General features: G+C 62.5%; 18 protein-coding genes, 2 tRNA genes and 1 riboswitch. Of the genes, 4 read left to right on the top strand and 16 right to left on the bottom strand.

Features of this window, described 5'->3' with window-relative positions; genetic code table 11:
* Positions 1–61: 61 nt before the first annotated feature.
* Together cfa and QUG01_RS13390 are read right to left on the bottom strand one after the other, a co-directional pair.
* Entirely contained in the window at positions 62–1216 is a 1155-nt protein-coding gene (cfa, locus tag QUG01_RS13385) for a cyclopropane fatty acyl phospholipid synthase (protein WP_500830581.1), read from the bottom strand.
* Between the two features lie 198 nt (positions 1217–1414).
* The gene (locus QUG01_RS13390; RefSeq protein ID WP_500830582.1) at positions 1415–2212 is read right to left on the bottom strand and encodes a Cof-type HAD-IIB family hydrolase; all 798 of its coding nucleotides are present in this window, start codon (positions 2210–2212) and stop codon (positions 1415–1417) included.
* A gap of 281 nt (positions 2213–2493) precedes the next feature.
* Between QUG01_RS13390 and QUG01_RS13395 the strand changes: the two genes are divergently transcribed.
* Positions 2494–3690 (top strand): MFS transporter, encoded by a 1197-nt coding sequence (locus QUG01_RS13395; protein WP_500830583.1) that lies wholly within the window; start codon positions 2494–2496, stop codon positions 3688–3690.
* A 59-nt stretch (positions 3691–3749) separates the two neighbouring features.
* On the opposite strand, the gene QUG01_RS13400 is transcribed toward QUG01_RS13395, so the two are convergent.
* The 6 genes from QUG01_RS13400 to hppD all read right to left on the bottom strand — a co-directional run bounded on the left by QUG01_RS13400 (position 3750) and on the right by hppD (position 8276).
* A tRNA-Phe gene (locus QUG01_RS13400) sits at positions 3750–3825 on the bottom strand.
* A gap of 6 nt (positions 3826–3831) precedes the next feature.
* A tRNA-Phe gene (locus QUG01_RS13405) sits at positions 3832–3907 on the bottom strand.
* Positions 3908–4063: 156 nt separating this feature from the next.
* On the bottom strand, positions 4064–4708 hold the full coding sequence (gene maiA / locus QUG01_RS13410) for a maleylacetoacetate isomerase (protein WP_500830584.1): 645 nt from the start codon (positions 4706–4708) through the stop codon (positions 4064–4066).
* A complete protein-coding gene (locus QUG01_RS13415) occupies positions 4701–5678 on the bottom strand; it encodes a fumarylacetoacetate hydrolase family protein (protein WP_500830585.1) in 978 nt (325 codons plus the stop codon). Before QUG01_RS13415 ends, maiA begins: the two co-directional genes overlap by 8 nt.
* A 180-nt stretch (positions 5679–5858) precedes the next feature.
* Positions 5859–6989 (bottom strand): homogentisate 1,2-dioxygenase, encoded by a 1131-nt coding sequence (locus tag QUG01_RS13420; protein WP_500830586.1) that lies wholly within the window; start codon positions 6987–6989, stop codon positions 5859–5861.
* 213 nt (positions 6990–7202) lie between these two features.
* Positions 7203–8276, bottom strand: coding sequence for a 4-hydroxyphenylpyruvate dioxygenase (gene hppD / locus QUG01_RS13425; RefSeq protein ID WP_043623590.1), 1074 nt, complete (start codon positions 8274–8276; stop codon positions 7203–7205).
* A gap of 425 nt (positions 8277–8701) precedes the next feature.
* Here hppD and QUG01_RS13430 point away from each other — a divergent pair, with 425 nt between their 5' ends.
* The gene (locus tag QUG01_RS13430) at positions 8702–9187 is read left to right on the top strand and encodes an Lrp/AsnC family transcriptional regulator (RefSeq protein ID WP_043623593.1); all 486 of its coding nucleotides are present in this window, start codon (positions 8702–8704) and stop codon (positions 9185–9187) included.
* 62 nt (positions 9188–9249) lie between these two features.
* Here QUG01_RS13430 and QUG01_RS13435 read toward each other — a convergent pair whose 3' ends face one another.
* The 4 genes from QUG01_RS13435 to metK form a co-directional block, all read right to left on the bottom strand.
* Positions 9250–9795 carry a TIGR00645 family protein gene (locus QUG01_RS13435; protein ID WP_103318326.1) on the bottom strand — a complete coding sequence of 182 codons (546 nt, stop codon included), beginning with the start codon at positions 9793–9795 and terminating at the stop codon, positions 9250–9252.
* A gap of 51 nt (positions 9796–9846) precedes the next feature.
* A complete protein-coding gene (gene metF, locus QUG01_RS13440; protein ID WP_043623599.1) occupies positions 9847–10683 on the bottom strand; it encodes a methylenetetrahydrofolate reductase [NAD(P)H] in 837 nt (278 codons plus the stop codon).
* Between the two features lie 129 nt (positions 10684–10812).
* Positions 10813–12213: an adenosylhomocysteinase gene (gene ahcY / locus QUG01_RS13445; protein ID WP_500830587.1), complete on the bottom strand. Its 1401-nt coding sequence runs from the start codon at positions 12211–12213 to the stop codon at positions 10813–10815.
* Positions 12214–12286: 73 nt separating this feature from the next.
* Positions 12287–12376, bottom strand: a riboswitch (S-adenosyl-L-homocysteine riboswitch).
* 234 nt (positions 12377–12610) lie between these two features.
* On the bottom strand, positions 12611–13780 hold the full coding sequence (metK, locus tag QUG01_RS13450) for a methionine adenosyltransferase (RefSeq protein WP_307910147.1): 1170 nt from the start codon (positions 13778–13780) through the stop codon (positions 12611–12613).
* Between the two features lie 76 nt (positions 13781–13856).
* Here metK and QUG01_RS13455 point away from each other — a divergent pair, with 76 nt between their 5' ends.
* Together QUG01_RS13455 and QUG01_RS13460 are read left to right on the top strand one after the other, a co-directional pair.
* Positions 13857–14750 carry a lysophospholipid acyltransferase family protein gene (locus QUG01_RS13455; RefSeq protein WP_500830588.1) on the top strand — a complete coding sequence of 298 codons (894 nt, stop codon included), beginning with the start codon at positions 13857–13859 and terminating at the stop codon, positions 14748–14750.
* Positions 14747–15613 carry a lipid A biosynthesis lauroyl acyltransferase gene (locus QUG01_RS13460; protein ID WP_500830589.1) on the top strand — a complete coding sequence of 289 codons (867 nt, stop codon included), beginning with the start codon at positions 14747–14749 and terminating at the stop codon, positions 15611–15613. The genes QUG01_RS13455 and QUG01_RS13460 overlap by 4 nt, the downstream gene beginning before the upstream one ends.
* A 60-nt stretch (positions 15614–15673) precedes the next feature.
* Here the strand turns inward: QUG01_RS13460 and QUG01_RS13465 are convergent, their stop codons facing one another.
* The 4 genes from QUG01_RS13465 to nuoN form a co-directional block, all read right to left on the bottom strand.
* On the bottom strand, positions 15674–16408 hold the full coding sequence (locus tag QUG01_RS13465) for a ribonuclease T2 family protein (protein ID WP_500830590.1): 735 nt from the start codon (positions 16406–16408) through the stop codon (positions 15674–15676).
* A gap of 347 nt (positions 16409–16755) precedes the next feature.
* Positions 16756–17490, bottom strand: coding sequence for a ribonuclease T2 family protein (locus QUG01_RS13470; RefSeq protein WP_500830591.1), 735 nt, complete (start codon positions 17488–17490; stop codon positions 16756–16758).
* 136 nt (positions 17491–17626) lie between these two features.
* Positions 17627–17923 (bottom strand): DUF2818 family protein, encoded by a 297-nt coding sequence (locus QUG01_RS13475; RefSeq protein WP_500830592.1) that lies wholly within the window; start codon positions 17921–17923, stop codon positions 17627–17629.
* 10 nt (positions 17924–17933) lie between these two features.
* Positions 17934–19388, bottom strand: coding sequence for an NADH-quinone oxidoreductase subunit NuoN (gene nuoN, locus QUG01_RS13480; protein WP_500830593.1), 1455 nt, complete (start codon positions 19386–19388; stop codon positions 17934–17936).
* Between the last annotated feature and the right edge of the window lie 8 nt (positions 19389–19396).

Genomic DNA, 19396 nt, shown 5'->3' on the forward strand with positions numbered 1-19396 from the left:
TCTCCGGCCAAAACCAAACGCCAGCGGCTCGCCGCTGGCGTTTTTCATTATCCACCATCCCTCAGCGCGCCACGCGCAGCCCGCCCTCGATTCCCTGCCTGCTGAACAGCACCTGCCACAGCTGGATGTCCCGCGCCCGGAACGCGCCGGCGCAGACATTCAGGTAATAGCAGAACATGCGGTAGAAACGCGGAGAATAATGGGCCGACAACTGCGGCCAGGCCTGCTGGAAACGCTGCAGCCAAGCCATCAGCGTCAGATCGTAATCGGCGCCGAAGTTGTGCCAGTCCTCCATCAGCCAATATTCCGAGCTGGCTTCGGCGATGTGGATGGCGGATGGCAGGCAGCCGTTGGGAAAGATGTATTTCTCTATCCACGGATCCACCCACATATCGGTCACCTTGGCGCCTATGGTATGCAGCAAGAACAGTCCGTCCGGCTTCAGATTGCGGGCGATGGTTTCAAAGTAGGCGCGGTAGTTGCGCGGGCCGACGTGCTCGAACATGCCGACCGAGGCGATGCGGTCCGCCCGCAGCGCCAGATGGCGATAATCCTGCAGCAGGATTTCCACGTCCAAGCCGGCGCAGCGCTCTCGCGCCAGCCGCTGCTGCTGCTCGGAAATGGTGATGCCGGTCACGCGAACGCCATAATGCCGCGCGGCGTATTCCGCCAACCCGCCCCAGCCGCAACCGACATCCAGCAGATGCATGCCCGGCTGCAGGCCCAGCTTGTCGCAGATCAGCTTGAGCTTGGCCTCCTGCGCCGCCTCCAGCGTGTCGGCGCCCTTCCAGTAGCCGCAGGAATATTGCATATAGGGGTCGAGCATGGCGGCAAACAAGTCGTTGCCCAAGTCATAGTGATGCTCGCCCACCTGGCGGGCGCGGCGCAAGGATTGGTAATTGACCACTCTGGCCGCCAGCACGTACAGGATGTCGCGCCAGCGGCGCGGCAGGCGATGCTCCAGACCGGCGCGCAAGGTCCGCTGGAAGAAGATGTCCAGCCGCTCGCACTCCCACCAACCATCCATATAGCTTTCGCCCAGCCCCAGCGAGCCCTGCTGCAGCACGCGCCGGTAAAACTGCGGGTGTTTGACCTGGATGTCGAACGGCCGGCTGCCGTTGACGGCGATGTCCGCCGCGGACAACAGCTCCTCGATCACCGCCTGCCCCGGTTGGCGGACGGCACTGCCCTCGTTTTCAAGACAAGATGAATTCATGGCATCCCCCATGGCCTCGGCCACACTGCACAGCGAACTCGATCGACAATCTTAAAATCAGTTTTGTTTTGGATGGAGACCGGCCAGCCCCAGCCCAGGCAGTACGCCTTGTCGCCGGGAAGCCGCAAAGTCTTATGGGATGGTCTTAGCTTAGCGCGCTCCCGCGGCACTTGGCTAGCGGGAGCGAGAAGAGGCGATTTACAGCGCGAACAATTCGCGCAAGTGTCGCGCCACGCCGGAGTCGGCATGGCTGGCGATCTGCCGCGCATGCGGCAGCTCGCGGCGCAGACGGGGATGCGCGTTGCCCATCAGCCGCGGATGGCCGGCGGCCTGCAGCAACTCGATATCGTTCTGCCCGTCGCCAAAGGCCAGGCACTCGCTGGCCGGAATCGCCAGCCTGTCCAACACCAGCTGCAGCGCATGGCCCTTGGACACGCCAGCCGCCATCACTTCCAGGCAATGATCGAGCGAGAAGGTGATGTACAGCCGGTCGCCGAAGCGCGCTCTCAACTTGCGCTCCACCTCCAGCAAGTGCGCGTGCGGCGCGATGTACAGCACCTTGCCCACGCGCGCGCCGTCGTGGCGGGCCAGATCGCACACTCGATACACCATGCCGGAATCGCGGTGCATGTCCAGCAGCGCTTGGCTCGGTTCGCTGATCAGCCATTCGTCGTCGAGGTAGAAGTTGACGATGGCGCCGGCGGCGAACTCCGGCTGCGCCATCTGGCGCACCAGCGCCGCGTCGATATCCTGGCGGTGGATCAGCGCATTGTCGGGATCGTGCACGCGGGCGCCGTTCGAGGTGATCAAGTGGGCGCGCACGCCCAAGGCCTGGCGGATGCCCTTGACGTCCAGGTAATGGCGTCCGGTGGCGATGGCGAACTGGACGCCGCGCCGCTCCAGACGCTGCAGGGTGTCGGCTGTCAGCGGATCGACGGCGTGGTGCACATCCAGCAACGTGCCATCCAGGTCGGAAGCGATGAAACGATAGGACATGGAAACTCCAATGCTGCGCGAAGCCAAGATTATACGCCGCCCGACCAAGCCGCACCGCGTTACGCGGCGCTATGCTGATTATCCGCAAATTGACAAAGCCATAAGCGGCAGATAACTTGGCCTATTCGCAGCCGCAAGCAAAAACTCGCAAAGAACCTGAGCCAAGGGGCGCCGACGCAGCCAGTACGGCAAGGGGGCGCAACGCAGGATCAGGGGGGTTGGCTGGCGGCGCTTCGCCGAAAATTTCCTGCCCATCGACAGGAAGCCTAATGGGAGCCGATATGGCCAATCGATATGGCGAGCTGTTGCGCACCCCCGGCGTCGCTACGCTTGCGCTGGCGGGCGGCGTGGCGCGCCTGCCCGGCGCCATGGTCGGCATCGGCGTCATCACCATGCTGTCGCTGACGCAGAACAGTTATGGCCTGGCCGGTGCGGTGGCAGCCACTTTGACCCTGGCCGCGGCTTTCTTGTCGCCGCAAGTCTCGCGGCTGGCCGACCGCTACGGCCAGAGCCGCGTGCTGCCGCCGGCCGTCGGCATCGGCGCGTCGGCCCTGCTGGCGCTGGCGCTATGCAGCTGGCTGAGCGCTCCGCCCTGGGCCTTGTTTGCCTGCGCCGCGCTGGCAGGCTGCCTGCCCAGCATCCCGGCCATGACCCGCGCGCGCTGGGCTCGGCTGCTGGATGGCCGCACCCTGCTGCCCACCGCGTTTGCGCTGGACAGCGTGCTCAGCGAACTCGCCTTCGTCATCGGTCCGCCGCTGGCCATCGCCTTGTGCATGGGTTGGTTCGCGGAAGCCGGGCCGATCTGCGCCGTACTGATGCTGCTGCTGGGCGCCGCGGTATTGCTGCGCCAGAAAGCCACCGAACCGCCGGTCCACCCAGATGCGCAGCACGGCGGCCGGCCGGCGCTCTTCCTGCGGCCGGTGCCGACGCTGGCCCTCTTGCTCGCCACCTTGGGCGCCATCAACGGCGCGATAGACGTCACCGCTGTGGCCATTGCCAAGGCGGAAGGCTCGCCGTCGGCCGCCAGCTGGGTGCTGGCGCTGTACGCGCTGGGTTCGGCCACCGGCGGGCTGACCTTCGGCGCGCTCAAGCCCGCCCTGCCCTTGGGCCGGCTGCTGCTGTATTGCTGCGCGGCCACCGCGCTCAGCTCCATCCTGATCGCCCTGGCGCCCGACAGCGCCTGGCTGGCGGCCGCCATGTTGCTGTCTGGCTTGTCGTTTGCCCCGACTCTGATCGTCGCCATGGAAATGGTGGAAAAATCCGTGCCGCGCGCTCGCTTGACCGAGAGCCTGACCTGGCTGGTCACCGGCATTCAGCTGGGATTGGCCGGCGGCGCCTCGCTGTGCGGCCTGCTGACGGATGGCTATGGCCCACGCGCCGGCCAGAGCCTGGCCCTGGCGGCGGGTCTGGCCGCGCTGCTGGTCGCCGCCATGCTGCCGCGCGCGGCCCTGCGCAAGGACGTCAAACCGGCGTGCTGAACGCGCGAGGCGCGACAATGCGAAAAGCCGAACCCTTGCGGATTCGGCTTTTCGTAATCTGGTGGCCAGTCGCGGAATCGAACCACGGACACGCGGATTTTCAATCCGCTGCTCTACCAACTGAGCTAACTGGCCTTGCTGTGGTGGCCAGTCGCGGAATCGAACCACGGACACGCGGATTTTCAATCCGCTGCTCTACCAACTGAGCTAACTGGCCACTTCTTCTTTCAGCGCTAGCGCGCCGTCAGAGCCACGCATTTAATCAGAGGACGGCTTTTGAGTCAAGGCATAATTGCAAAAAAACGGCTCGCCATCCGCCTGAAAACATAAACAGCCCGGCCGCTCAACGCGCCCGGGCTGCCGGATCAAACACTTACACCGCGTCCGGCTGCTTGGCCGGATGCGCGTCGGCAAATGCCGGCAGCGCCTCCAAGGCCTCCGCAATGCGGAAGATGGTCGGATACGGCGCCAGGTCCACGCCAAAGCGGCGCGCGCCGAACACCTGCGGCAGCAGGCAAATGTCGGCCAGCGTCGGCTCATCGCCCACCGCATAGCGGCCGGCGCTCTGAGCCAGCTGCTGTTCCAGCGCGTTGAAGCCGGTGCGTATCCAGTGGCGTATCCACTCGGTCTTGCCCTCCTCGCCCGCGCCGAACTCCGCCTGCAGATACTTGCCGACGCGCGGATTCTGCAGCGGGTGGATGTCCGCGGCGATGGCCAGCGCGATCGAGCGCGCCTGCGCCCGGAGCGCGGGATCCGCCGGCAACAGCCGCGGCGAATCCGGATAGGCCTCGTCCAGGTATTCGCAGATGGCCAGCGACTGGGCGATCCTCACCCCGCCGTCGTCCAGCAGCGGCACCAGGCCGTGCGGATTGATGGCCAGGTACTCGGCGCTGCGCTGCTCGCCCTGCAGCAGATTGACCGCCCGGTACTGGTAAGCCAAGCCCTTCAGGTTCAGCGCGATGCGCACCCGATACGCCGCGCTGGAGCGGAAGTAGCCGTATAGAACGCGCTCAGCCATGCGCCACCACAGCCTGCTCGATGGCGCCGAAGATGCTGCGGCCGGCGGCGTCTTTCATCTCGATGCGCACGGTGTCGCCCGCCTTCATGAACGGGGTCTTGGGCGCGCCCTGCTCGATGGTTTCTATCATGCGCTGTTCGGCCAGGCAGCAGGAACCGACGCTGCGGTCATGATTGGAGATGGTGCCGGAGCCGATGATGGAACCGGCCGCCAGCTCGCGGGTCTTGGACACATGCGCCACCAGTTGCGGGAAGCTGAACTGCATCTCCACGCCGCAATTGGGCTTGCCGTAGAAGGCGCCGTTGTAGTCCACCAGCAAGGGCAGATGCACCTTGCCGCCCTGCCAGGCTTCTCCCAGCTCGTCCGGGGTGACGGCGACCGGCGAGAACGCGGTGGCCGGCTTGCTCTGGAAGAAGCCGAAGCCCTTGGCCAGCTCGGCCGGGATCAGGTTGCGCAGCGTGACGTCATTCACCAGCATCAAGAGGCGGATATGCTTCTCATCGGCCGGCGCGCCCAGCGGCACATCGCCGGTGATCACCGCGACTTCGCCTTCGAAATCCAGGCCCCAGGCTTCGTCGCGCAGCGGGATGTCGGCCGTCGGCGCCAGGAAGGCGTCGGAACCGCCCTGGTACATCAAGGGATCGGTGTAGAAGCTGGCCGGCACCTCGGCGCCGCGCGCCTTGCGCACCAGTTCCACGTGGTTCAGGTAGGCGCTGCCGTCGGCCCATTGATAGGCGCGCGGCAAGGGGCTCAGGCAACGCTTGGCGTCGAAGGCGACTTCGTCCGGCACCTGGCCATGGTTGATGGCGTTGTAGACTTCCTTCAGCCGCGGCTCGGCTTGCGCCCAGTTGTCCAGCGCGGCCTGCAGCGTGGCGGCGATGGCGGGCACCGCCACGGCGCGGGTCAGATCGCGGCTGACCACCATCAGCTGGCCGTCGCGGGTGTGATTGTGATAGGTCGCTAATTTCATCTTGATGTTCTTTCTGCTAACAGGCAGTGACGCGCTTGCTTGTTATTTAAATGCTTAGCGCGGCTTGAGGAGCATTTCGTCGCGACGGCCCGAGGTCGAAGCGAGACGCGCAGCTGTACAAGTGGTACAGCGAGCATCGCAGCTTCGAGATCGGCCCGCGCAGCAGAAATGAACTCAAGCTCAAACTTTCGGCTTCCAGCTGTCCACGTAGCCCTGCCACTCCACGGCGGCAAGGCCTGGGCCCTGCTCCAGCGCATCGCGGGTATCGATCATCACCGCCACTTCGTCGGTGAACTTCTTCGGGTCGCTCATCGCCTTGGCGAAGGCCTTCGGATGCGGGCCGTGGGTGAAACCGGCCGGGTGGAAGGTCATCATGCCAGGCTTGATGTTGTCGCGGCTGAAGAAGTCGCCGGCGTGGTAGAAGATCACTTCGTCGTAATCGTCGTTGTTGTGATAGAACGGCACCTTCAGCGCGCCCGGGTCGGACTCGATCGGCCGCGGCACGAAGGTGCACACCACGAAGCCGTCTGCGACGAAGGTGGTGTGCGCCGACGGCGGCAGGTGGTAGCGATGGCTCATCAGCGGACGGATGTCGCGCCAGTTGACGCGCGCCACCGACAAATTGCCGTGCCAGCCGATGGCGTCCAGCGGGTTGTACGGGTAGGTGACGGTGGACAGCGCGCCGCGGCGCTTGATCACCACCTGCCATTCGTCTTCAGTCTGCTGCGCCTTGAAGGCGTCATCGATGGCCGGCACGTCCAGCACCGCTTCGTCGAAGATGGCGTGCGGCCCGACCAGTCCCTTTTCCGGCAATTGATACGCGCCGTTGCTGGTTTCGATCATCAGCATGGTGGTGGCTTCGGCCGGCTCGATGCGCCAGCTGGTGGAGCGCGGCACCAGGATGTAGTCGCCGTCGCGGTAGCTGAGGTGGCCGTAGTCGCAGAACAGCTCGCCGCTGCCGCCGTGGATGAACAGCAGATCGTCGCCGTCGGCGTTGCGGAACAGCTGGGTCATCGCCTGGTCGCAGCGCCAGATGCGCAGCTTGCACTGGGCGTTGTGCAACACCAACAGCGCCTCCCACGGCGCCGGCGCGCCGTGAGGCAGTTCGTTCAGGTCGAAGGCGCGCGGGCGCAGCGGCCCTTCCCAATCGCTCCAGCCGGTGGGCGGATGCTTGTGGTGCAAGTGGGTGGCCGGGCCGAAGAAGCCGCTGCGGCCGACTTCCCGTTCATAGATGCCTTCGGCCGGCAAGTCGGCGTGGGCTTGGCGCGAGATGGTGCCTTCGCGGTGCGGAAAACTGATCCATTTACGCATTGTGCAAAATCCTTTTTGCCACGGAAGCACACGGAAAACACGGAAGAAACCCAAAGTTCAAGCCGTTGCCCCTTGATGGGAGCAGGCGCCGTCTCTTGATTATTCCGTGCCCTTCCGTGTGTTTTCCGTGGCCAATTTCTTGGACCGCCCTTGCCTCCAACCTTAAACAAGCGCAAACAAGGACGCTCAGAATCACTTTCAGCGACTGGCCGCTCAGGCCTTCAGCACGCCGCGGCGGATCTGGTCTTCCTCGATGGACTCGAACAGGGCCTTGAAGTTGCCTTCGCCGAAGCCCTCGTTGCCCTTGCGCTGGATGATCTCGAAGAAGATCGGGCCGATCACGGTTTCGGTGAATATCTGCAGCAGGATGCCTTCCACCGGCGCGCCGTCGATCAGGATGCTGTTCTTCTTCAGGCGGGCCACGTCCTCGCCATGGCCCGGCACGCGCGCGTCCACCTTTTCATAATAGGTGTCCGGCGTATCCAGGAAGCGGGTGCCGCGCGCCTTCAGCGTTTCCACCGTGGCGTAGATGTCGTCGGTGGTCAGCGCGATGTGCTGGATGCCTTCGCCGTTGTACTGGCGCAGGAATTCCTCGATCTGGCTCTTGTCGTCGGACGATTCGTTGATCGGGATGCGGATCTTGCCGCAGGGGCTGGTCATCGCCTTGGACACCAGGCCGGTCAGCTTGCCTTCGATGTCGAAATAGCGGATCTCGCGGAAGTTAGCGATGTTGGTGTAGAAGTCGGCCCAGGTGGCCATATTGCCGCGCGCCACGTTGTGGGTCAGGTGGTCGATCAGGGTCAGGCCCACGCCGAACGGATGCTGATCGACGCCGTCCACCGGCACGAAGTCCACGTCGTAGATATTGTGTTCCGGACCGTAGCGGTCGACGAAATACAGCGCGGAACCGCCGATGCCCTGCACTGCCGGGATGTTCAGCTCCATGAAGCCGATCGGGCGCTGATAGGGCTTGGCGCCATGCGCCAGCGCGTATTCGTAGGCCTTGGCGGCATCCTTCACGCGCCAGGCCATCGCACAAGCCGACGGGCCGTGCGCGTGGGCGAATTCACTGGCCGGCTGGCTGGTTTCGGCGTTCAGGATGAAGTTGATGTCGCCCTGGCGGAACAGGCTGACGTTCTTGCTGCGGTGGCGGGCGACTTCGGTAAAGCCCAGCGACAGGAACAACTGGCGCAGCTTTTCCACGCCGGCCGCGTCGGGCGCGGTGTATTCGACAAACTCGAAGCCGTCGGTGGCGAGCGGGTTTTGCAGCATGGCTTCCATTTTCATCTGTTTCTCCTCTGTTATATAGATCGCGCTCCGATGATACGGAAAGCGATAATCCACTCGGTTTGAGCGTTGTGTGTAAACGTCTGCAGGCGATCCGCGTTATGTAAGCAGGCCGCCTGCCCGCCCGCTTTTGCGGGCGGTTGGCAGTTCGACAGGGTGGGAAGAGGCAGACGGGAAAACCGCGTTGCGCACCTGGGACGGGCGCATCGGCGCCGACCGCCGATGGCGGCACGGCAAGCTCTCCTCCGAATGAATCGTTATCTGCTGTCACACACCATCGACATGCGTCGGCAGTCTGGCGCTGCCGTTTGCGATTTAGGCTTTTTATTCTATGGAAAGTGCATAGCAATTATCTTGCCAAATTGCTTTCCATGATTGATATTGAAGAATAAAATGCCGCAACAAACCGATAATCAGGAGAAAATATGCCAAGTCTTACATTAGATAAGACGGACTTGCGTATTCTGGCCGAATTGCAGCTGGATGGCCGGTTGACCAATGTCGAGCTGGCCGAGCGCGTGGCGCTGTCGCCATCGCCCTGTCTGCGCCGGCTCAAGCAGCTGGAAGAGTCCGGCGTGATCCGCCAATATGTGGCGCTGCTCGATCCTGCGCATATCGGTCTGGGCCTGCAGGCCTGGGTGCGAGTGACGCTGGAAAAACGTGGCAATATGCACCTGCAAAGCTTCATCGAAGCGGTGCAGAACTGGCCGGAAGTCATCAACTGCTTCGCCATGACCGGCGAAATGGACTATCTGTTGCAGGTGTACTTTGAAGACATGGAGCACTTCTCGCGCTTCGTGATGGATGAGCTGCTGCAGCACCCCGGCGTGGAGGACGTCAAATCCAGCTTCGTGCTGAAGGAGATCAAGCGCACCACCGCGCTGCCCCTGGGACAGATGCGCGGCATGTGATCACGCCCCGCGCAATAAGCAAAACGGCCCTTCGCGGGCCGTTTTGCTTGTTCGGATCCGGTTCAGTGCCGCTGGTGCTGCGCCGTCGCGCTGGCCAGCAACTTGTCGGTATAGGCGATGGCCGCGGCGGACAGCAGGAAGGCCAGATGCAAAAACAGCTGCCACTTGATGGTGTGCTCGTCGATGCGGCTGGCGTTGATGAAGGTTTGCAGCAGATGGATGGACGAGATGCTGATGATGGCCATCGACAGCTTCACTTTCAGCACCGAGGCGTTGACGTGGTCCAGCCATTCCGGCTGGTCCGGGTGAGTGTCGATGCGCAAGCGCGACACGAAGGTCTCGTAACCGCCCACCGTCACCATCACCAGCAGGTTGGCGATCATCACCACATCGATCAGCCCCAGCACCGCCAGCATGATGTCGGTCTCGGTCAGATGATTCAGCCCTTCCAGCAGTTCCCACAACTGCGCCAGGAATTTCCAGGCGTAGACGCCCTGCACCACGATCAAACCCAGATAGATGGGCAATTGCAGCCAGCGGCTGCTGAAAATGATCTGGCCGAGCAGCGATTTTCTCGGCGGATTCTGGATGCTCAATGAGTCTTGCATAGGCTTTCCTGTCGTTGGCGGCCGCGGGCGGCCCATGCCGCCCGCGCGCCGTCACAGGCCCAGCCTCTGCCAGATGGTGGAGACCAGGCCTGCCTGGTTCAATGTGTAAAAATGCAGCCCCGGCGCGCCGCCTTGCAGCAGCCGGTCGCACAGCTCGGTCACCACGTCCAGGCCCAGCGCGCGGATGGACGCGGTGTCGTCGTAATAGGCCTGCATGCGCAGGCGCAGCCAGCGCGGCACTTCCGCTCCGCACATGTCGGAGAAGCGGCACAGCTGGCCAAAATTGGAAATCGGCATGATACCGGGCACGATGGGGATGTCCAGTCCGCGGGCGCGGATTTCATCGACGAAGCGGAAATAGCTGTCGGCGTTGAAGAAATACTGGGTGATGGCGGAGTCGGCTCCGGCGCGCACCTTGCGCACGAAATTATCCAGATCGTCATCGGCCGAGCGCGCCTGCGGATGAAACTCCGGATAGGCCGCCACCTCGATGTGGAAATGATCGCCGTGCTCGGCGCGGATGAACTCCACCAGCTCGTTGGCGTAGCGGAACTCCCCCGCCCCCACCATGCCGGACGGGATATCGCCGCGCAGCGCCACCAGGTGGCGGATGCCGTTGCCGCGGTACTCATTGAGGATGGCGGCGATGTTTTCCCGGGTGGAGCCCACGCAGGACAGGTGCGGCGCGGCGGCCTGCCCTTCGCTGCGGATTTCCAGCACGGTAGACAGGGTGCCGTCGCGGGTGGTTCCGCCGGCGCCGAAAGTCACCGAGAAAAACTGCGGCTTGAACTGGGCCAGCTGCTGGCGGGTGGTGCGCAGCTTGGCCACGCCTTCCGGCGTTTTCGGCGGAAAGAATTCAAAACTGAAGGTGCGCGGCGTTTGTGTCATCGTGATCCTCTCTATCGCTGTCCTGGCTATCTTGTCATTGTCGGCCTCTGGGTGCCGTTGCTTGCGCGGGCCCGAAAAAAACGGACAGCACCATTCTAGGGGGCTGTCCGTTTCGGCTTGGTTCAAAAATCAATAACGATAGTGATCTGGCTTATAAGGCCCTTGCTTGGGCACGCTGATGTAGGCCGCCTGCTGGTCGGACAGCTCGGTCAGCCGCGCGCCGATGCGGGAGAGGTGCAGCCGCGCCACTTTCTCGTCCAGATGCTTGGGCAGCACGTACACTTGCTTTTCATATTTGTGGCCGTTGGCGAACAGCTCGATCTGCGCCAGCACCTGATTGGTGAAGCTGTTTGACATCACGAAGCTCGGGTGGCCGGTGGCGCAGCCGAGGTTCACCAGGCGGCCTTCCGCCAGCAGGATGATGCGCTTGCCGTCGGGGAAGATGATGTGATCGACCTGCGGCTTGATGTTTTCCCACTGGTGCTGACGCAGGCTGGCGACTTCGATTTCGCTGTCGAAGTGGCCGATATTGCAGACGATGGCGTTGTTGCGCATCTTCTTCATGTGCTCGTGCGTGATCACGCCGACGTTGCCGGTAGCGGTGACGAAGATGTCGGCCTGATCGGCCACCTCGTCCATGCGCACCACGCGGTAGCCTTCCATCGCCGCCTGCAGCGCGCAGATCGGGTCGATCTCGGTCACCCACACGGTGGCGCCCAGGCCGCGCAGGCTCTGCGCGCAGCCCTTGCCCACGTCGCCATAGCCCAGCACCACCGCCACCTTGCCGGCGATCATGACGTCGGTGGCGCGCTTGATGCCGTCCACCAGGCTTTCGCGGCAGCCGTACAGATTGTCGAACTTGGACTTGGTGACGGAGTCGTTGACGTTGATCGCCGGGAACGGCAGATGGCCGTCCTTTTCCAGCTGGTACAGGCGGTGCACGCCGGTGGTGGTTTCTTCCGTCACGCCCTGAATGTGCTGCAGGCGCTTGGAATACCACTGCGGGTCGATGGCCAGATGGCGCTTGATCGACGCGAACAGCGCGGTTTCTTCCTCATTGGTGGCGTGCGCGATGGCGCCGATGTCCTTCTCCGCCTTGCTGCCCAGCATCAACAGCAGGGTGGCGTCGCCGCCGTCGTCCAGAATCATATTGGCCGGCTGGCCTTCGGGCCATTCGAATATCTTGTGGCTGAACTCCCAGTACTCGTCCAGGCTCTCGCCCTTGAAGGCGAATACCGGAATGCCGGCGGCGGCGATGGCGGCGGCGGCGTGGTCCTGGGTGGAGAAGATGTTGCACGACGCCCAGCGCACTTCCGCGCCCAGCGCCGTCAGCGTTTCGATCAGCACCGCGGTCTGCACCGTCATGTGCAGGCTGCCGGCGATGCGCGCGCCGCGCAGCGGCTGCGCGGCGCGATACTCGTCGCGGATCGCCATCAGGCCCGGCATTTCGGTTTCGGCGATGTTCAACTCCTTGCGGCCCCAGCCGGCAAGGGAAAAATCTGCTACGTGATAATCGGAGAAATCAGCCATCGTGAAGCATCCTTGTTCACGCGGCCAGGCAGGATGCGGCCCACCCGTCATCCCATGCCCGCCACGGTCATGAGTCAGGTGAGCGCCGTTGAGTCGCCCGCCGGGCGGCAGGCGGCACGCCAAGCCTGGGGAGAACACCCTCCTCGCAGCGCCCCTCGGCATGCCGGGTAATTATACCTAGTCCGCGCGGAAAATATAGGCGTTGTCATGCTGGCGCGATACGCAAGCCATCCATCGCCAGCGTCGATGCCAAGATTTCCCGCCTGGCGACAAATGGCAGGATATCCCGCGAATGCTCGCTAGAGCCGCCAAGCGCGCGGCGATTCCATCATAAAAGCGGATAAAAAAACCGCCTGCGTGAGCAGGCGGTGTTCCAGACCCTCGACAGATTCGGCGCTTACAGGCCGGCGTCGGCGCGCAGCGCCTCCACCTTGTCGGTGCGTTCCCAGCTGAATTCCGGCTCTTCGCGGCCGAAGTGGCCGTAAGCGGCGGTCTTGCCGTAGATCGGACGCAGCAGGTCCAGCATCTGGATGATGCCCTTCGGACGCAGGTCGAAGTGCTTTTTCACCAGTTCCACGATCTTCTCGTTCGGAATGGTGTTGGTGCCGAAGGTGTCGACCGAGATCGAGGTCGGCTCCGCCACGCCGATGGCGTAGGAAACCTGGATCTGGCACTGGCGCGCCAGGCCGGCGGCGACGATGTTCTTCGCCACGTAACGGCCGGCGTAAGCGGCGGAACGGTCCACCTTGGACGGATCCTTGCCGGAGAAAGCGCCGCCGCCGTGCGGCGCCGCGCCGCCATAGGTGTCGACGATGATCTTGCGGCCGGTCAGGCCGCAATCGCCTTGCGGACCGCCGATGACGAAACGGCCGGTCGGGTTGATCAGGAACTTGGTTTCCGCGGTGATCATTTCCGGCGGCAGCACCGGCTTGATGATGTCTTCGATCACCGCCTCGGTCAGCGTCTTGTGGTCGATGTCCGGGGTATGCTGGGTGGACAGCACCACGGTGTCGATGCGCTTGGGCAGGCCGCTGGCGCCGTCGTACACGCAGGTGATCTGGCTCTTGGCGTCCGGACGCAGCCACGGCAGGCGGCCATCCTTGCGCAGTTCGGCCTGGCGCTGCACCAGGCGGTGCGCGTAGTAGATCGGGAACGGCATCAGCGTCGGGGTTTCGTCGCAGGCGTAGCCGAACATCAGGCCCTGGTCGCCGGCGCCCTGGTTCAGATCCAGGCCCTCGCCTTCGTTGACGCCCTGGGCGATGTCCGGCGATTGCTTGTCGTAGCAGGCCATCACCGCGCAGCCGCGGTAATCGAAGCCGAGTTCGGAGTCGTCGTAGCCGATGCGCTTGATGGTTTCGCGCGCGATCTTGATGTAGTCGACGTTGGCGGTGGTGGTGATCTCGCCTGCCAGCACCACCAGGCCGGTGTTGACCAGCGTTTCCGCCGCTACGCGGGCGTGCTTGTCCTCGCGCAGGATGGCGTCGAGGATGGCATCGGAGATCTGGTCGGCGACTTTGTCCGGGTGGCCTTCGGATACGGATTCCGAGGTAAACAGGTATTCACTCATTTATTCTGCGTTCCCAAAAAATACAAAACCCTGTGGTGATAAAATAGGCCGCTTTCAGACCCAGACTGCTGAGCTCATGTCCAAGCTAGTCCATTTACTACTGTCTGTCCTGGCGCACCTCCCCTTATCCTGGCTACAAGGTTTGGGTGCCGCTCTGGGGCGACTGACTTATCTTGCGTCCCCCGGCTTCGCCGCTAGGCTGCGGGAGAATCTAAGTTCTAGTAAAATCTTCGAAAATTATCCGGTTTTACCAGCCAAAGTCAAACAAAGCGCGGCCGAAACCGGCAAGGGGGCGCTGGAGCTGGCCATCGCCTGGTGCCGCAGCCCGGAAGACATCACCGGCATGGTCAAACGCTGCGAAGGCTGGGAGCATGTGGAGCAGGCGCTGGCGCACGGCAACGGTATTATATTCGTAACTCCGCACTTAGGCAGCTACGATATCGCCGGACGCTATATCAGCTCCCGCCTGCCCTTCCCGCTGACCGCCATGTACCGCCCACCGAAGCTGCAGTGGCTGGAGCCAGTGATGCAGGCCGGCCGGGCTCGCGGCAAAGGCAAAACCGCTCCGGCCACGGCCTCCGGCGTGCGCGTGCTGATGAAAGCCTTGAAATCCGGCGAGGCCACCATCATTCTGCCCGACCAAGTGCCCGGCAACGGCGAAGGGATCTGGGCGCCGTTCTTCGGCCGGCCGGCCTACACCATGACGCTGGTGCCGCGCCTGGCGCAAATGAGCGGCGTGACCACGCTGTTCTTCGTCGGGGAGCGGCTGCGCGGCGGGCAGGGCTTTGCCGTGCATATCGAGCCATTGGCGCAACCGTTCACCGGCGACAAGGAGACAGACTGCGCGCAGATGAACGCCCAGGTGGAACAACTGATCCGCCGCTTCCCCTGCCAGTACCTGTGGAGCTACAACCGCTATAAATGCCCGCCCGGCGTCAGCCGGCCGGACGCAGAACAAGGATTCGCATGAAACTCGCTTTTGCCCTGCTGTGGCTGATCCGCCTGCTGCCGATGCGCGCTATCGGCCTCATCGCCGCCGGCCTAGGCAATCTCGCCTACCTGCTGGCTCGCGGCCGCCGCCGCGTCGGTCTGATCAATCTGCGGCTATGCTTCCCGGACATGCCGCAGGCGGAACGCCGTCGGCTGATCCGCAAGAACTGCCAGCACATGATACGCATGGTGCTGGAATATGGCGTGTGCTGGTGGAGCTCGGCCAAGCGCATCGACGATCTGGTCAGCATCAAGAACCTGCATTACGTCACCGATCTGCGCGACAAGGGCGAGGACGTGATCCTGTTCTATCCGCACTTCGTCGGCTTCGAGATGTGCGTCTACGCGCTGAACCAATACATCCCGCTGGTCAGCGTTTACTCGCACCAGAAGAACGAAGCGCTGGACCAGCAAATCTACGCCGGCCGCCAGCGCTACAACAACGCCTACATCGTGTCGCGCCAGGAAGGCCTGCGCCCCATCATCAAAGCCATGCGCAAGGACCATGCGCCTTTCTTGTATCTGCCGGATCAGGACTTCGGCGTGCGCGATTCGCTGTTCGTCGACTTCTTTGGCGTCAAGGCGGCCACCATCACCGGCATGGCGCGCATCGCCAAGCTGGCGCGCGCCAAAGTCGTGCCGGCCATCGCGCGCCGCGTCGGCGACTGTTTCGAGCTGGAGTTCTACCCGGCCTGGGACCACTACCCAAGCGAGGACATCGAGGCCGACACCCGCCGCATGAACGCCTTCCTGGAAGACCGCATCCGCGAAATCCCGGATCAGTACTTCTGGCTGCACAAACGCTTCAAGAGCCGGCCACAGGGCGAGGCGCGATTCTACTGACCCTTGGGGATGTTGACGTTTTCCGGACGGCCGCGCCCAGCCCCGCTGGGACAGCGCTACTCAGTTAGCAATCCATATCGGCCCATAGCAGGTATCCGGCGCATCCGCTCCATCTTGATGCCATAAGGAAGCCTCTGCCGGAAAAGCATTCAGCCTTTGCGCGGAGATCTGGATTTCCAGACTGGTCAAGACATTGCGCTGCTGCGCGTCGCGCAGGCAACGCAAGCTCAACGCCGCTCCGCTGGCTGCGCCAAAAGCCTGGGTAAAAGCCTGCCGCACCGCAGTCGGATCGACCATCGCCCCTTGCTTATTCTTCAGATAACTGCCGAACGGGCTGTCCAGCACCGACTGCCGCAATTGCAGCGCTTTCGCAAAATAATCATTGCCGGCAAAACCGAAGCATTGGGCATGTTTGACGAACTCGCTGCTGATCAGATCGTCATCCAATAATTTCGGAACCGCCTTGGCAAGCCGAGCCTGCACCTCGTCGGATAGCTGCGGATCATCAACGCTATGGCTGAAGTAGAAACAGCTTTTGAGCCGCCAACTCTCATCGTTGACGCCTTGTTCCTGCAGGCTGGCCGGCAAGGAAGGCCACAAACCCAGCAAGCCTAGCGCGCCATCTGAATTCGGCGGCATTTGACAGGACTGGCTCAACTTGCAGAAGCCTGGTTGCCAGGCCAGCGCCAATGTGTAATGGGAAAAATCGCCATTCCTGCTGGCTTGCAGATTGCTCGCCATAGCAGGCAATGCCGTGATCAAGATGATTAGCACCAGACGGATCCGTGCAAACATTCCCGCTCCCTTTGGACTAGATTGTCAAAAGCTGCTTGGCCAGTGGATGCCGGCAATACTGCGCCCAGCTGCTCAAATCTACCTTAAGAAGCGAGAATGCAAGCCACACTCTCAAACTAAATTAATTAATATTTACAGATATTGAATATTTCCAACAAGAAACATCACGCATTAAGAATTTGAAATACAAGGGCTAATACAGGCTTTATGCGCATTCCGCCGCCTGTCTGCGCCAGGCTGACTGGCCGAAAGAACTGTCGTGCGTTCAACACAGTATGGCTTCTGCAAGAACAGCCACATGCGAAGCGCCAGATCGCCTACGTCGCGATGCGACGCCGCATAGCCGCCTACCAGCTAGGCAAAACAAACGGCTCCGCGCAGCTATCCTCGTATTCGCCGTCAGGGGTATCCACAAAGCTCTGCGCGGCGGGAAAGCTTGCCAGCTGGTCGGCCTTGAGCGTGAACCAGAATTGCGTCAAGACATTGCGGCCTTGTTTGTCTTTGCCGCATTGCAATTGCAGCGCGCGCCGCTGATCGGTGCCGAAGGCTTTGACGAAGGCGCCCTGCAATTCATCGCGGCTGCGCGTCTGCCCCGCTTGCCCCAGCAGATAATCGCCAAAGCCGCTATCCACCACCGCCTGGCGCATCTTTAGCGCCGTCTCGAAAAACTGCTGTGCCGGATAGCCGAAGCACTGAGCATGCTTGACGTACTCGTGCAGCAGCAGGTCATCCTTGAGCTGCGGCATCACCACTTTCAATTCGTCCCGCGTTTCCGCAGGCAAGGCCGGCACGGCATGCACATGCGGGAAAAAGGCGCAGCCCTTGGCCCACCATTGCTGAACCGGCACATTCTGAGCGATCAGGCTCTGCGGTTCAGAGGGCCACAGCCCATGCAAACCGATTTGCACTTCATGCGATTGCTCGGGCAGACACCCCTCCCCTGTCGAACAGAACCCAGGCTGCCAGGTCAGCGCGTAGGTATAGCGGGGAAAATCGGCATGCTGGGCCGGCTGCAAGTCGGCGGCGTGGGCAGCGCCGGCTAAGGCCAGCGCGGAGATCAGACAAGAGATGGTTTTCTTCATATCGCCTCAGGATAGCGGGATCAAGATCAAGACATGCAAATGTCAATTCTTTATCACCATAAAGCAATCCATGGCAATACAACTTAACAAAAAAGCACTGCCGTGGCAGTGCTTTCGAACGCGTGTCGGAAGCGGGCTAGTGAGCCGGCCGATGCCAGAAATAGCGGTAGACAAACCCCGGGAAGGCCGCCACCAGAAACAAGGCAAGCGTCGTCACGTAGAACTGCCAGTGCTGTTCGTGCACCGGCATCTCGCGCGCCTCCAGCAGCCTGGCCAGGCCGCCCACCAGGGCGAACAGCACCGCCAACTCCAGCGCATGCCAGCCGAAATGCTTGCGCGCCACCTTGAAGAAGCCGGCGACGCGATCGCTGGCGAACGGCAGGTTGGCGGCCACAACGGCCAGCGCCAGCAGTATGGTGATGCTGCTATCCATGGCCTCTGCCTTAGATCATGCCCAGCGATTGACGCATCGCCTGCACGCACAGTTCCAGCAAGGATTGCGGCAGCACACCGACGACCAGCAGCGCCAGCGCGTTCAGCGACAGCACCACCTTCATGTCGGCGCGGACGGCGATCGGAGCGGTATCCTGCGCCTCATCAAAGTAGATGGCCTTGACCACGCGCAGGTAGTAGAAGGCGCCTATCACCGACATCAGCACCGAGAACACGGCCAGCTTGACCATGCCGATGTCCAGAATGGCCTTGATCACCACGAACTTGGCGTAGAAGCCCAGCAGCGGCGGGATGCCGGCCATCGAGAACATGGCCAGCAGCATCAGCAAAGCATACCAGCTGTTGCGGCTGTTCAGGCCCTTCAGGTCGTCGATGTTCTCGCACTCGAAACCCTTGCGCGACAGCGCCAGGATGATGCCGAAACCCACCATGGACATGGCCACGTACACCACGGCGTAGAACAGCGCCGCGGCGTAGCCCTGCTGGGTGCCCGCCAACACGCCCAGGAGCAGGAAGCCCATGTGCGAGATGGTGGAATAAGCCAGCATGCGCTTGATGTTGCTTTGCACGATGGCGGTGATGTTGCCGATGGCCATGGACAACACGGCCACGATCGCCAGCATGGACTGCCAGTCGCCGACCAGCACGTCCAGGCCTTGGGCCAGGATGCGCAGCACGAAGACGAAGGCGGCCAGCTTGGGCGCGGCGCCGACCATCAGCGTGACGGAAGTCGGCGAGCCCTGGTACACATCAGGCACCCACATATGGAACGGCACGGCGCCCAGCTTGAAGCTGAGGCCAGCCACGATGAACACCAGGCCGAAGATCAGCAGCACCGGGTTGGCGGCGTGCGACTTGATGGACTTGGCGACGGTGGCCAGCTCCAGCGAGCCGGTGGCGCCGTAGATCATCGAGATGCCGTACAGCAGCAGGCCGGAAGCCAGCGCGCCCAGCACGAAGTACTTCATCGCCGATTCGGTGGCCGGGATCGAATCGCGCTGCAGCGCGATCAGCGAGTACAAGGCCAGCGACAGCAGCTCCAGGCCCATGTACAGGGTCAGGAAGTGCGAGGCGGACACCATCAGGTTCATGCCCAGGAGCGCGAACAGCGACAGCGAGAAGTATTCGCCCTTGAACAAGCCGCGATCCGCCGTGTACTGGCGGCTATACACCAGCACGATGGCGGTGGCGCCATACATCGCCAGCTTGACCAGGGAGGCCAGCGGATCGGCCACGTACATGCCAGAGAAGGTATGCACCGGGTATGGGGTAAAGGTGTAGACCTGCGCGACGGCGGTGCCGGCCAGCGTCAGCAGCGTCAAGCCGTAGGTGATGCCGCGCTTTTCATCGGAGATGAAAAGATCCAGCATCAGCACCACCAGCAAGGCGCCGATCAGGAACAGCTCCGGCATCGCAGGTATCAGGTTGAGATCAGCCCAATTCATTTGTATGT

It is taken from the genome of Chromobacterium sp. CCUG 76385, assembly GCF_059916625.1.